The 13,919-nt window shown below is 70.6% G+C and carries 14 protein-coding genes; all 14 read left to right on the top strand.

The window, feature by feature from the left end; genetic code table 11:
• The first annotated feature begins 115 nt into the window (after positions 1-115).
• The gene (locus ACFRIC_RS23505; RefSeq protein ID WP_382788819.1) at positions 116-550 is read left to right on the top strand and encodes a DUF948 domain-containing protein; all 435 of its coding nucleotides are present in this window, start codon (positions 116-118) and stop codon (positions 548-550) included.
• 7 nt (positions 551-557) lie between these two features.
• Positions 558-914 carry a DUF6167 family protein gene (locus ACFRIC_RS23500; protein ID WP_382788817.1) on the top strand — a complete coding sequence of 119 codons (357 nt, stop codon included), beginning with the start codon at positions 558-560 and terminating at the stop codon, positions 912-914.
• Entirely contained in the window at positions 914-3,586 is a 2,673-nt protein-coding gene (gene alaS, locus ACFRIC_RS23495; RefSeq protein WP_382788814.1) for an alanine--tRNA ligase, read from the top strand. The genes ACFRIC_RS23500 and alaS overlap by 1 nt, the downstream gene beginning before the upstream one ends.
• Before the next feature lie 11 nt (positions 3,587-3,597).
• Positions 3,598-4,062, top strand: coding sequence for a Holliday junction resolvase RuvX (gene ruvX / locus ACFRIC_RS23490; RefSeq protein WP_328454536.1), 465 nt, complete (start codon positions 3,598-3,600; stop codon positions 4,060-4,062).
• Between the two features lie 123 nt (positions 4,063-4,185).
• Positions 4,186-6,084 (top strand): endolytic transglycosylase MltG, encoded by a 1,899-nt coding sequence (mltG, locus tag ACFRIC_RS23485; RefSeq protein WP_382788810.1) that lies wholly within the window; start codon positions 4,186-4,188, stop codon positions 6,082-6,084.
• Positions 6,065-6,913: a shikimate dehydrogenase gene (locus tag ACFRIC_RS23480; protein ID WP_382788807.1), complete on the top strand. Its 849-nt coding sequence runs from the start codon at positions 6,065-6,067 to the stop codon at positions 6,911-6,913. Before mltG ends, ACFRIC_RS23480 begins: the two co-directional genes overlap by 20 nt.
• A gap of 42 nt (positions 6,914-6,955) precedes the next feature.
• Entirely contained in the window at positions 6,956-7,330 is a 375-nt protein-coding gene (locus ACFRIC_RS23475; protein ID WP_382788804.1) for a hypothetical protein, read from the top strand.
• Positions 7,331-7,504: 174 nt separating this feature from the next.
• Positions 7,505-8,689 (top strand): chorismate synthase, encoded by a 1,185-nt coding sequence (aroC, locus tag ACFRIC_RS23470; RefSeq protein ID WP_382788801.1) that lies wholly within the window; start codon positions 7,505-7,507, stop codon positions 8,687-8,689.
• A complete protein-coding gene (locus ACFRIC_RS23465) occupies positions 8,686-9,201 on the top strand; it encodes a shikimate kinase (protein ID WP_382788799.1) in 516 nt (171 codons plus the stop codon). The genes aroC and ACFRIC_RS23465 overlap by 4 nt, the downstream gene beginning before the upstream one ends.
• Positions 9,198-10,289, top strand: a complete 1,092-nt coding sequence (gene aroB / locus ACFRIC_RS23460; protein WP_382788796.1) for a 3-dehydroquinate synthase — start codon at positions 9,198-9,200, stop codon at positions 10,287-10,289. The genes ACFRIC_RS23465 and aroB overlap by 4 nt, the downstream gene beginning before the upstream one ends.
• Positions 10,290-10,481: 192 nt before the next feature.
• Positions 10,482-11,405, top strand: coding sequence for a Pro-rich N-terminal domain-containing protein (locus tag ACFRIC_RS23455; RefSeq protein ID WP_382788793.1), 924 nt, complete (start codon positions 10,482-10,484; stop codon positions 11,403-11,405).
• A gap of 281 nt (positions 11,406-11,686) precedes the next feature.
• Positions 11,687-12,793: an aminopeptidase P family protein gene (locus tag ACFRIC_RS23450; RefSeq protein WP_382788789.1), complete on the top strand. Its 1,107-nt coding sequence runs from the start codon at positions 11,687-11,689 to the stop codon at positions 12,791-12,793.
• Positions 12,794-12,852: 59 nt separating this feature from the next.
• The gene (gene efp / locus ACFRIC_RS23445) at positions 12,853-13,419 is read left to right on the top strand and encodes an elongation factor P (protein WP_351862521.1); all 567 of its coding nucleotides are present in this window, start codon (positions 12,853-12,855) and stop codon (positions 13,417-13,419) included.
• 2 nt (positions 13,420-13,421) lie between these two features.
• Complete coding sequence (gene nusB / locus ACFRIC_RS23440; RefSeq protein WP_361679097.1) at positions 13,422-13,856, top strand: transcription antitermination factor NusB; 435 nt, start codon at positions 13,422-13,424, stop codon at positions 13,854-13,856.
• The last annotated feature ends 63 nt before the right edge of the window (positions 13,857-13,919 follow it).

The raw sequence follows: 13,919 nt of genomic DNA, 5'->3' as shown, positions 1-13,919 counted from the left end.
GCGCAACTCCACACTCCGGAGCGGATAAATGCGGTACGGAGCCCCGGCCCCGGCGCGATAGGCTCGGGTGACGACTTTTCGATGTTCAGGCACACAGTCAGGGAGCGGGTGCACAGTGTCCGGTGGTGAGGTGGCCGGGATCCTGGTGGCCGTCTTCTGGGCGATCCTGGTCTCCTTCCTCGCCGTCGCGCTGGTGAGGCTGGCCCAGACGCTCAGGGCGACCACCAAGCTCGTCGCGGACGTGACCGACCAGGCCGTCCCGCTCCTGGCCGACGCCTCGGCGGCGGTGCGCTCCGCGCAGACGCAGATCGACCGGGTCGACGCCATCGCGTCGGACGTCCAGGAGGTCACGTCGAACGCCTCGGCGCTGTCGACGACCGTCGCCTCCACGTTCGGCGGCCCGCTGGTCAAGGTCGCGGCGTTCGGGTACGGCGTGCGCCGGGCCATCGGAGGCCGTCGTGACAATGTGCCCGACAAAGCGCCCCGGCGTACCGTGATCGTGGGCCGCGCCGTCCCGTCCACCCGGCGGGGAAAGCGGAAGAAGGACTGACGCAGCGATGTTCCGCCGTACGTTCTGGTTCACCGCGGGCGCAGCCGCGGGTGTATGGGCCACCACCAAGGTCAACCGCAAGCTCAGGCAGCTCACCCCCGAGAGCCTCGCGGCGCAGGCCGCGAACAAGGCGATCGACGCGGGCCACCGCCTCAAGGAGTTCGCGCTCGACGTCCGCGACGGGATGGCCCAGCGAGAGGCCGAACTCGGCGAGGTGCTCGGTCTGAACGCGGACCCGGATCCCGAACTGCCCACCCAGCGCCGTATCGCCGCGATCGGCGGCGGCGAGCAGTCCGGCAACAACAAGCAGATCAAGTACATCGACAACACGACGTACTCGTACAACCGGAATGAGGACCACTGATGGAGTCGGCTGAAATCCGCCGCCGCTGGTTGAGCTTCTACGAGGAGCGCGGTCACACCGTCGTCCCTTCGGCGTCGCTCATCGCGGACGACCCGACTCTGCTCCTGGTCCCCGCCGGCATGGTCCCCTTCAAGCCGTACTTCCTCGGCGAGGTCAAGGCCCCCTGGGCGCGCGCCACCAGCGTGCAGAAGTGCGTGCGCACGCCCGACATCGAAGAGGTCGGCAAGACCACGCGCCACGGCACGTTCTTCCAGATGTGCGGCAACTTCTCCTTCGGCGACTACTTCAAGGAAGGGGCCATCACCTACGCCTGGGAGCTGCTCACCACGCCCCAGGACAAGGGTGGTTACGGCCTCGACCCCGAGCGTCTGTGGATCACGGTCTACCTCGACGACGACGAGGCCGAGACCATCTGGCGCGACAAGATCGGCGTCCCGGCCGAGCGCATCCAGCGCCTGGGCAAGAAGGACAACTACTGGTCCATGGGCGTCCCGGGCCCCTGCGGTCCGTGCTCCGAGATCAACTACGACCGCGGTCCCGAGTTCGGTGTCGAGGGCGGCCCGGCCGTCAACGACGAGCGCTACGTGGAGATCTGGAACCTGGTCTTCATGCAGTACGAGCGCGGCGAGGGCACCTCGAAGGACGACTTCGAGATCCTCGGCGAGCTGCCCAGCAAGAACATCGACACCGGCCTCGGCCTCGAGCGCCTCGCGATGATTCTGCAGGGCGTGCAGAACATGTACGAGATCGACACCTCCATGGCGGTCATCAACAAGGCCACCGAGCTGACGGGTGTCGAGTACGGCGCCGCCCACGCCTCCGACGTGTCGCTGCGTGTGGTCACCGACCACATGCGCACCTCCGTGATGCTCATCGGCGACGGCGTGAGCCCCGGCAACGAGGGCCGCGGCTATGTGCTGCGCCGCATCATGCGCCGCGCCATCCGCAACATGCGCCTGCTCGGCGCCACCGGACCGGTCGTCAAGGACCTCATCGACGTCGTCATCGGCATGATGGGCCGGCAGTACCCGGAGCTGGTCACCGACCGGCAGCGGATCGAGACCGTGGCCCTCGCCGAGGAGGCCGCCTTCCTCAAGACCCTGAAGGCCGGCACGAACATCCTCGACACGGCCATCACCGACACGAAGTCGTCGGGTGGCACGGTCCTCGCCGGCGACAAGGCCTTCCTGCTCCACGACACGTGGGGCTTCCCGATCGACCTCACCCTCGAAATGGCCGCCGAACAGGGCCTGTCGGTGGACGAGGACGGCTTCCGCCGCCTGATGAAGGAGCAGCGGGACAAGGCCAAGGCCGACGCCCGCGCCAAGAAGACCGGCCACGCCGACCTCGGCGCCTACCGCCAGATCGCCGACGCCGCCGGTGAGACCGACTTCGTCGGCTACGACGGCACCGAGGCCGAGTCGACGATCGTCGGCATCCTCGTGGACGGCGTCTCCTCGCCGGCCGCCACCGAGGGCGACGAGGTCGAGATCGTCCTCGACCGCACCCCGTTCTACGCCGAGGGCGGCGGCCAGATCGGCGACACCGGCCGCATCCGGGTCGACACGGGCGCCGTCATCGAGATCCGTGACTGCCAGAAGCCCGTCCCCGGCGTGTACGTCCACAAGGGCGTCGTCCAGGTCGGCGAGGCCACCGTCGGCGCCAAGGCCCAGGCCACCATCGACGTACGCCGTCGCAAAGCCATCGCCCGCGCCCACTCGGCCACGCACCTCACGCACCAGGCGCTGCGCGACGCCCTGGGCCCGACGGCCGCCCAGGCCGGCTCCGAGAACCAGCCCGGCCGCTTCCGCTTCGACTTCGGCTCCCCGTCCGCCGTCCCGACGGCCGTGATGACGGACGTCGAGCAGCAGATCAACGAGGTGCTCGCCCGCGACCTGGACGTCCAGGCCGAGGTCATGAGCATCGACGAGGCCAAGAAGCAGGGCGCCATCGCCGAGTTCGGCGAGAAGTACGGCGAGCGCGTCCGCGTCGTGACCATCGGCGACTTCTCCAAGGAGCTGTGCGGCGGCACGCACGTGCACAACACCGCCCAGCTCGGCCTGGTGAAGCTGCTGGGCGAGTCGTCCATCGGCTCCGGCGTGCGGCGCATCGAGGCCCTCGTCGGCGTCGACGCGTACAACTTCCTGGCCCGTGAGCACACGGTCGTCGCCCAGCTCCAGGAGCTGGTCAAGGGCCGTCCGGAGGAGCTTCCGGAGAAGGTCTCCGCCATGCTCGGCAAGCTGAAGGACGCCGAGAAGGAGATCGAGAAGTTCCGCGCGGAGAAGGTGCTCCAGGCCGCCGCCGGACTCGTCGAGTCCGCTCAGGACGTGAACGGCGTCGCCCTGGTTACCGGCCAGGTCCCGGACGGCACGGGCGCCGACGACCTGCGCAAGCTGGTCCTCGACGTGCGGGGCCGCATCCAGGGCGGACGCGCCGTCGTCGTGGCCCTGTTCACGGTCGTGGGCGGCAAGCCCCTGACGGTCATCGCCACCAACGAGGCCGCCCGCGAGCGCGGTCTGAAGGCCGGTGAGCTGGTCCGCGGCGCCGCCAAGACCCTCGGCGGCGGCGGTGGCGGCAAGCCGGACGTCGCCCAGGGCGGTGGCCAGAACCCGGCCGCCGTCGGCGAGGCCATCGACGCGGTCCAGCGCCTCGTCGCCGAGACGGCCAAGTAAGGGCCGCGGACATGCGCAGAGGACGTCGGCTCGCGATCGACGTCGGGGACGCCCGGATCGGGGTCGCCTCGTGCGACCCCGACGGGATCCTCGCGACGCCGGTGGAGACGGTTCCGGGGCGTGACATCCCGGCCGCCCACCGCCGACTGCGGCAGCTCGTCGAGGAGTACGAGCCGATCGAGGTCGTCGTCGGTCTCCCTCGCTCCCTCAAGGGGGGCGAGGGCCCTGCCGCGGTCAAGGTCCGTGCCTTCGCCCAGGAGCTCGCGGAAGGGATTGCTCCTGTTCCGGTTCGGCTCGTGGATGAGAGGATGACCACGGTCACGGCCAGTCAGGGACTGCGCGCCTCGGGCGTGAAGTCGAAGAAGGGCAGGTCGGTCATCGACCAGGCGGCAGCCGTCGTGATCCTGCAGCAGGCCCTGGAATCCGAACGGGTGTCAGGCAAGTCGCCCGGCGAGGGCGTCGAAGTGGTCATGTGATCGCGATACGGTAACGTTCCGCCCGATGCGGTGGTGTTCGAACAGCCGTCGCACAGTGAAGAGGCGGACGGGAGCCGGGCCAGACGAGCCGGCCGCTGCCGGCTCGCGGCTCGTAGGGGATCGATGACTGAGTATGGCCGGGGCCCTGGCTCCGAACCGTGGAATCCGGAGGACCCGTTGTACGGGGACCTCGGATGGGGCGGACAGGCCGCAGAGGGCCAGTCCGCCTACGACGGCGGCCAGCCGCAGCACTATCCGCAGCAGCAGGGCGACTGGGGCCAGGGGCAGCAGTACCAGGGCCAGCAGCAGTACCCGGCGCAGGGCCAGCACGGCCAGTACCCCGGTCAGCAGCAGTACCAGGGCCAGCAGCAGTACCCCGGTCAGGGGCAGCAGCAGTACCCGGGGCAGGAGCAGCAGTACCAGGGTCAGGGACAGCAGCAGTACCAGGGCCAGCAGCAGTACCCCGGTCAGGGCCAGCAGCAGTTCAACAACGACCAGGGCCAGGGGCAGCAGCAGTTCAACGGCCAGGGCCAGGGTCAGCAGTACCAGGACCAGGGTCAGCAGCAGTTCAACGGCCAGGGGCAGCAGCAGTACCCCGGCCAGGGCCGGCAGCAGTACGCCGACAGCGGCACCGGTGCGCAGCCTCAGGTGCCGTACACGGGCGATCCCGCCGACCCCTACGCGGGCCAGTACGCGGCCGAGCAGCCGGACTCGTACAACACCCCGGACGCCTATCCGCCGCCCGAGCCGCCCGCCCGGCGCCGTGCCGAGCCGGAACCCGAGCCGGACTGGGACCCGGGACCGGACCAGGGCGAGCACGCCTTCTTCTCCGGTGAGGACGACGAGGACGACGACTTCGACGAGGACGACGACCCGAAGAAGGGCCGTGGCCGCGGGGACCGCAAGCAGCGCGGTGGCGACAAGGAGCGCGGCGGCAAGGGCAAGAAACGCCGCAGCGGCTGCGCCTGCCTGGTGGTCGTCATGGTCTTCGGCGGCGGTCTCGCGGGAGCCGGGTATTTCGGTTACCACTACTACCAGAATCGTTTCGGCGCGGCCCCCGACTTTTCCGGCGAGGGGACGGGGCAGGTTCCCGTCGAGATCGGCAAGGGCGAGGGCGGTTATGTCATCGGCCAGAAGCTGAAGGCCGCCGGTGTCGTCAAGAGCGTGGACGCGTTCGTGCACGCTCAGGGAGAGAATCCCAAGGGCAAGTCGATTCAGGCCGGGGCCTACCTTCTGCGCAAGGGGATGTCGGCCAAGAGCGCCGTCGAGCTGATGCTCGACCCCAAGAGCCAGAACAACGTGACCGTGCCGCCCGGTTTCCGCAATGCCCAGGTCTACACGTTGATCGACACGAAACTCGGACTCGCCAAGGGCACGACGAGCGCCGTCGCGAAGAAGAAGTACAAGACCCTCGGGCTGCCGAGCTGGGCGAACACCGACAAGGACATAAAGGACCCCCTGGAGGGGTTCCTCTACCCGCTCACGTATCCCGCGGCCAAGGGCATGAAGCCCGAGGTCGTGCTGAAGAGCATGGTCGCGCAGGCCAACAAGAGGTACACGGCGCTGGGGCTCGTGGCGAAGGCGAAGGCGCTCAAGCTCGACAGCCCCCTCCAGGTGGTCACGGTCGCGAGCCTGGTCCAGGCCGAGGGCAAGACGCACGACGACTACCGCAAGATGGCCGAGGTCGTCTACAACCGTCTGAAGAGCACCAACACCGAGACCAATCAGAAGCTGCAGTTCGACTCGACCTTCAATTACCTGAAGGGCCAGAGCAAGATCAATATCGGCGAGTCCGAGATCAACAGCAATCCGGACCCGTACAACACGTATTACCACCGCGGTCTGCCGCCCGGTCCGATCGGCAATCCGGGCGACGACGCCTGCAGGGCGGTGTTCAATCCCACGAAGGACGGCTGGATGTATTTCGTGGCGACCGACGGTCAGAACAACACGGAATTCGCCAAGACGCTGGCCCAGTTCGAGAAGCTCAAGGAAAAGTTCAATGCCAGCTCGGGCAACTGACGCGTCCCGGGCGGCTGTGCTCGGTTCACCGATCGCGCACTCCCTCTCGCCGGTGCTGCACCGCGCCGCGTACCGGGAACTCGGTCTCGGTGCGTGGACGTACGACCGCTTCGAGGTCGACGAGGCGGCGCTGCCCGCCTTCGTCGAGGGCCTCGGAGCGGAGTGGGCCGGGCTGTCGCTGACGATGCCGCTCAAGCGGGCCGTGATGCCACTGCTCGACGAGATCAGCGAGACGGCCGCCTCCGTCGAGGCGGTCAACACCGTCGTGTTCACCGAGGACGGGCGGCGCGTCGGCGACAACACCGACATCCCCGGAATGGTCGCGGCGCTGCGTGAGCGGGGGATCGAGCAGGTCGAGTCGGCCGCCGTCCTCGGGGCCGGCGCCACCGCCTCCTCCGCGCTGGCCGCCCTCGCACGGATCTGCACCGGCGAGGTCGTCGCGTACGTGCGGAGCCCGGAGCGGGCCGCCGAGATGCGCGAGTGGGGCGAGCGGCTCGGTATCGAGGTGCGCACCGAGGACTGGGCCGACGCCGAACGGGCGCTGCGCGCGCCGCTGGTGATCGCCACGACTCCGGCCGGGACCACGGACGCGCTGGCGGCCGCCGTCCCCGGGAGCCCGACGACCCTTTTCGACGTGCTGTACGACCCCTGGCCGACCGACCTCGCGGCGCGCTGGTCCGCGTACGGCGGGGCCGTGGTCGGCGGCCTCGACCTGCTCGTCCACCAGGCGGTGCTCCAGGTGGAGCAGATGACCGGGCGGCAGCCGGCCCCCGTGGTCGCCATGAGAAAAGCGGGGGAACACGCGCTCGCTTCCCGTAATATCCGCTGAGGTCCGCAGGGAGCGGAGCACGGGGTAGGGGGAGTCAGGTACATGACCAGCGTGTCCGACGGGGTGCCACTGGCGTCCGGCAAGGGTGAGATCTTCGAGCTCGTCCTGAAGTTCATGCCCGACTGGGTGCAGGTCACGGTGCTCGCGCTGATCGTGCTCGCCGTCCTCGGCTCGTGGATCCTGAAGCTCACGCGCAAGATCCGTTACTGGCGTGCCGTGCGGGCGGGTGTGCCCGTGCACGCGGCGGCGCAGTACGGACAGGGGCGCGGCGCGGACTACCTGGGCGCCTACGCGCCACAGCAGAACCAGCAGAACCAGCAGGGCGGGCCCGCGCAGACCCCTGCTCCGGCCGGGCCGAGCGGTGCCGACTTCCTCGGCAGCTACGCGCCGGGTCAGGGGCAGGACGCCGCGCGCTGAGCCCTCCGTCCGTGTCCGGCCGTCCCGCCTGATGGACCTGCGGCCGGTTCCGGCGCCAGGACGTGGGAGGATCGGACATGGCGGGCCTGGGCCGCGCACCCGGTCGCGCCGTCGCCGTACGCGAGCACACGTGTACGCAGCAGCAGTACCAGGGCGCGAGCATGAGGAGCACCGTTGAGCAGGTTGCGCTGGCTGACCGCGGGGGAGTCCCACGGTCCCGCACTTGTCGCGACGCTGGAGGGCCTTCCCGCCGGCGTGCCGATCACCACGGAGATGGTGGCGGACCACCTCGCCCGGCGGCGCCTGGGCTATGGACGCGGTGCCCGGATGAAGTTCGAGCGTGACGAGGTCACCTTCCTCGGCGGCGTCCGGCACGGTCTGACCCTCGGCTCCCCGGTCGCGGTCATGGTCGGCAACACCGAATGGCCCAAGTGGGACCAGGTCATGGCGGCCGACCCGGTGGACCGGGAGATCCTCGACGGTCTCGCCCGCAACGCACCCCTGACCCGCCCGCGTCCCGGTCACGCCGACCTCGCCGGCATGCAGAAGTACGGCTTCGACGAGGCCCGCCCGATCCTGGAGCGCGCCTCCGCCCGCGAGACCGCGGCCCGGGTCGCCCTCGGCGCCGTCGCCCGTTCGTACCTGAAGGAGACGGCCGGGATCGAGATCGTCTCCCACGTCGTCGAGCTCTGCTCCGTGAAGGCCCCGCAGGGTGTGTACCCCACCCCGGCCGACGTCGAGAAGCTCGACGCCGACCCGCTGCGGTGCCTCGACGCCGACGCCTCGAAGGCGATGGTCGCCGAGGTCGACCAGGCCCACAAGGACGGCGACACCCTCGGCGGCGTCGTCGAGGTCCTCGCCTACGGCGTTCCCGTGGGCCTCGGCTCGCACGTCCACTGGGACCGCAAGCTCGACGCCCGTCTGGCCGGGGCCCTGATGGGCATCCAGGCGATCAAGGGCGTCGAGATCGGCGACGGCTTCGAACTCGCCCGCGTGCCCGGCTCCCAGGCCCACGACGAGATCGTCGGGACGCCCGAGGGCATCAAGCGGACGTCGGGTCGCGCCGGCGGCACCGAAGGCGGCCTGAGCACCGGCGAACTGCTGCGCGTCCGCGCCGCGATGAAGCCGATCGCCACCGTGCCGCGCGCGCTCGCCACCGTCGACGTCGCCACCGGCGAGGCCGCCAAGGCCCACCACCAGCGCTCCGACGTCTCCGCCGTGCCGGCCGCCGGCATCGTCGCCGAGGCCATGGTCGCCCTCGTCCTCGCGGACGCGGTGGCCGAGAAGTTCGGCGGCGACTCGGTCACCGAGACCCGCCGCAACGTCCGGTCGTACCTCGAGAACCTGGCCATCCGGTGACCGCCCCACGGCTGGTCCTGGTCGGGCCGATGGGGGTCGGGAAGTCGACCGTGGGCGCGCTCGTCGCCGAGCGGCTCGGCTGCGTCTACCGGGACACGGACGACGACATCGTGGCCACCGAGGGCCGCGCCATCGCCGACATCTTCGTCGACGAGGGCGAGCCCGCCTTCCGCGCGATCGAGAAGCGGGCGGTGCGCACGGCACTCGCCGAGCACGACGGAGTCCTGGCCCTGGGCGGCGGTTCGGTCCTCGACGCCGACACCCGCGCCCTGCTCGCCGGCCACCAGGTCGTCTACCTCTCCATGGACGTCGAGGAGGCGGTGCAGCGCACCGGACTCAACGTCGCCCGGCCGCTGCTCGCCGTCAACCCGCGCAAGCAGTGGCGCGAGCTGATGGAGGCACGCCGCCACCTGTACACCGAAGTCGCCCGCGCGGTCGTGGCGACCGACGGCCGCACCCCCGATGAGGTCGCCCAAGAGGTCCTCGACGCACTGGAGTTGAAGGAAGCATGAGCGAGGCTGTGACCCGTGTCCAGGTCGGCGGCACCGCGGGCACCGACCCCTACGAGGTCCTGATCGGCCGTCAGCTCCTCGGCGAGCTCGGCGGGTTGATCGGCGACAAGGCCAAGCGTGTCGGTGTCATCCACCCCGAGGCGCTCGCCGACACCGGCGAGGCGCTCCGCGCCGACCTGGCGGAGCAGGGCTTCGAGGCCGTCGCCATCCAGGTGCCGAACGCCGAGGAGGCCAAGACCGCCGAGGTCGCCGCCTACTGCTGGAAGGCGCTCGGCCAGTCCGGCTTCACCCGCACCGACGTCATCGTCGGTGTCGGCGGCGGCGCCACCACCGACCTCGCCGGATTCGTGGCCGCGACCTGGCTGCGCGGGGTCCGCTGGATCGCCGTCCCCACCACCGTGCTCGCCATGGTGGACGCGGCGGTCGGCGGCAAGACGGGCATCAACACCGCCGAGGGCAAGAACCTCGTCGGCGCCTTCCACCCGCCCGCGGGCGTGCTGTGCGACCTGGCCGCGCTCGACTCGCTGCCGGTCAACGACTACGTGTCCGGGCTCGCGGAGATCATCAAGGCCGGCTTCATCGCCGACCCGGTGATCCTGGAACTCATCGAGTCCGACCCCGCGGCGGCCCGTACGCCCGAGGGCCCGCACACCGCCGAGCTGATCGAGCGCTCCATCAAGGTCAAGGCCGAGGTCGTCTCCGGCGATCTCAAGGAGTCGGGGCTGCGCGAGATCCTCAACTACGGCCACACGCTGGCCCACGCCATCGAGAAGAACGAGCGCTACAAGTGGCGGCACGGCGCGGCGGTCTCCGTCGGCATGCACTTCGCCGCCGAACTCGGCCGCCTCGCGGGCCGGCTGGACGACGCGACGGCCGACCGGCACCGCACGATCCTGGAGTCCGTGGGTCTCCCGCTGAGCTACCGCTACGACCAGTGGCCGAAGCTCGTGGAGAACATGAAGGTCGACAAGAAGTCCCGGGGCGACCTGCTGCGCTTCATCGTCCTCGACGGACTGGCCAAACCGACCGTCCTGGAGGGCCCGGATCCGGCCGTCCTGCTCGCGGCGTACGGCGAGGTCGGCGAGTAACGGGCGCCGCCCCGCGGGGCCGTATGGCCCGAAGGGCACCTGCTCAGCCCGTTTTGCCTCTCCTCACCGGGCACTTCGCACCGTCCCCGGCCGTTCACACAACGGCGGCCGGGGAAGGTACCGTTCGGTAGCGACGGGACCGGCGTCCCGTCGCGACGCGCACATCGCCTGTACGAGACGGAGTGGCACCGGATGCAGCACGCAGTGGGGGCTCCGCTGCCGCCCCATCAGCCGGGGCAGGGGCCGGCCGCCGGATGGTCGCCGGCCGGACAGTACCCGGGGCAGCAGGGCCCCGCGCCCGCTCCCGGTTTCGCCGGAGCGCCGGTGCCGCCCGGAGCGCCACCCGCGCAGGCGCCCCAGCATCACCTGCCACCGCATCAGATGCCCCCGCAGCCGCCGCAGCACCCGTCGGCGCAGCCTCCGCCGCATGCCTCGGCACAGCCGCCGCACCCGCCCGTGCCGCCCGCGCCGGACACCACCGGGCATGTCCGGCTGCCTCCGGGCGTCTCGGTCGCCATGCCGAGCCCGCCGCCCGCCACGGGCGCGCCCGACCCGGCGGCGACGACGCTCGCGGTCCTGCTCATCGGCCCCGCGGGCGCCGGGAAGACCAGTGTCGCCAAGTACTGGGCGGACCACCGCCGGGTGCCCACGGCCCACATCAGCCTCGACGACGTACGCGAATGGGTGCGCTCGGGCTTCGCCGACCCGCAGTCGGGATGGAACGACCATTCCGAGGCGCAGTATCGTCTCGCCCGCCGCACCTGCGGCTTCGCCGCCCGCAACTTCCTGGCCAACGGCATCTCGTGCATCCTGGACGACGCCGTCTTCCCGGACCGCCCGGTCGTCGGCCTCGGCGGCTGGAAGCGGCACGTGGGGCCCGGTCTGCTGCCGGTCGTGCTCCTGCCGGGCCTGGAAGTGGTCCTGGAGCGCAACGCCGAGCGCTCGGGCAACCGCAGGCTCAGCGACGAGGAGGTCGCCCGCATCCACGGCCGCATGGCCGGCTGGTACGGCTCCGGGCTCCCGATCATCGACAACTCCCAGCTCGACGTCGCGGCCACGGCCCGTGTCCTGGACGACGTCCTGGCCCGTTCGATCGCCAGCCCGCCCCAGTGGTGAGGGTTCGGCGTGCCGCGGTGCTGAAAGGGTTCGGCGCGCGGTCGTGGTGACGGGGCCGGGCCCGCGGCACGGGTGAAACGGTTCGGCCGTCGGCGGGCCCAGGGGTTCGGGTCCTGCCGGTGACCCACGCGGCCTCGCCCACCGGCGGTGCCGCGCGGAGCGGAGCGTGGCGGTGCCCGAAGGGTCCGGCTCGGGCCCTGTGACCGGTCCGTCCGGGCGCCGGGATACCCGTCCGGCCCTCTGAACCGGCGACATCCGGCCACCGCTCGTAGGCTCGGTTCATGCCAGAGGTGTACGCGACCCGCAGAGAGCGGCTCCGGGAGCGTTGTGCGGCGGGCGGCAGCGCGGCGGCGCTCGTCACCCGACCCGCCAACGTGAGGTATCTCGCCGGTGCCGCGCCGCTCGGCGCGGTGCTGCTGCTCGGCGGCGACGAGGACATGCTGCTGTGCGCAGGCCCGCCGTCCGGCGAAGCCATGGAAGGGCGCCCCGACGAGGCGCTGGAGGTCCGGGTGCTGCCGCGTGCCGGCGGAGACCCGGCCGTCGCCGCCGCCGGACTGGCGGCGGATCAGGGAGTGGAGTCCCTCGCGGTCGAGGAACACCACCTCACCGTGACCCGGCACCGCGCCCTCGGATCGGTCGCGCCCCGGCTGCTCCTGGCCGATCTGGGCGGAGCGGTCGAACAGCTCCGGGTGATCAAGGACGAGGAGGAGATCTCCGCACTGCGGATCGGCGCGGAGATCGCCGACCAGGCGCTCGGTGAACTCCTCGAATCGATTCTCGTGGGCCGCACGGAACGCCATCTCGCCCTGGAACTGGAACGCCGGCTCGTCGACCACGGTGCCGACGGGCCCGCCTTCGCGACCTCGGTCGGCACCGGTCCGAACTCGGGACGCCGCGGCCACCGGCCCACCGACCGGCGTGTCGAGGAGGGTGACTTCCTCTCCGTCTGCCTCGGCGCGACCTACCGCGGCTACCGGTGTGAGATCGGTCGTACGTTCGTGATCGGCACCTCGCCGGCCGACTGGCAGATCGAGCTGTACGACCTCGTCTTCGCCGCCCAGCGCGCCGGCCGGGAGGCGCTGGCACCCGGCGCCGCCTACCGGGACGTGGACCGCGCGGCCCGCCAGGTACTGGACTCCGGGGGGCATACGGAAGGCCTTCCCTCCCTGACGGGGCACGGTGTCGGGCTCGAAATCGACGAGGACCCGCAGCTTGCCCCCGCGGCCATGGGTAAACTGGACGCTTGCGTGCCGGTCACCGTCGAACCGGGGGTCCACCTTCCGGGCCGGGGCGGTGTCAGGATCGATGACACGCTCGTCGTACGCCCTGAGGCGGACGGCGGACCCGAGCTACTCACCATCACGACCAAGGAACTGCTCGCGCTCTAGCTTCCGGGCTACGCGCGTGCGCCGGGGTCGTCCACGTCAGTCCAGGAGATTCCGCAACCGTGGCTTCCACGAACGACCTCAAGAACGGCCTGGTGCTCAAGCTCGACGGAGGCCAGCTCTGGTCCGTCGTCGAGTTCCAGCACGTCAAGCCCGGCAAGGGCCCGGCCTTCGTGCGCACCAAGCTGAAGAACGTGCTCTCCGGCAAGGTCGTCGACAAGACGTTCAACGCCGGCGTCAAGGTCGAGACGGCCACGATCGACAAGCGCGACATGCAGTTCTCGTACATGGACGGCGAGTACTTCGTCTTCATGGACATGGAGACCTACGACCAGCTCATGGTCGACCGCAAGGCCGTCGCCGACGCCGCCAACTTCCTCATCGAGGGCTTCACGGCCACCGTCGCCCAGCACGAGGGCGAGGTGCTCTTCGTCGAGCTGCCGGCCGCCGTCGAGCTGGTCGTCCAGGAGACCGAGCCCGGCGTCCAGGGCGACCGCTCCACCGGTGGCACCAAGCCCGCCACCCTGGAGACCGGTCACCAGATCCAGGTCCCGCTCTTCATCACCACCGGTGAGAAGATCAAGGTCGACACCCGCACCAGCGACTACCTCGGCCGGGTGAACAGCTAACCGTGGCTGCCCGCAACACGGCCCGCAAGCGCGCCTTCCAGATCCTCTTCGAGGGCGACCAGCGCGGTGTGGACGTCCTCACGGTCCTCGCGGACTGGATCCGGCACTCCCGGTCCGACACCCGGCAGCCGCCGGTCAGCGAATACACGATGGAACTGGTCGAGGGCTACGCCGGCAAGGCGCGGCGCATCGACGAGCTCATCGCGCAGTACGCCGTCGGCTGGACGCTGGACAGGATGCCGGTCGTCGACCGCAACATCCTGCGCCTCGGTGCCTACGAGCTGATCTGGGTCGACGAGACCCCCGACGCCGTGGTGCTCGACGAGGCGGTGCAGCTCGCGAAGGAGTTCTCCACGGACGAGTCGCCCTCGTTCGTGAACGGACTGCTGGGCCGGCTGAAGGACCTGAAGCCGTCGCTCCGCCGCGACGAGGACTGACCGACAGCCAGAGCCGTACGCCCCGAGGGTGCGTACGGAACGCCGGAGGGCCCGCAGCGATCT

The sequence above is a fragment of the Streptomyces sp. NPDC056738 genome (genome assembly GCF_042790435.1).
In the GTDB taxonomy this organism is placed as follows: domain Bacteria; phylum Actinomycetota; class Actinomycetes; order Streptomycetales; family Streptomycetaceae; genus Streptomyces.
The sequence above is the reverse complement of the archived record's forward strand: the minus strand, read 5'-3'. Positions and strand labels throughout refer to the sequence as shown.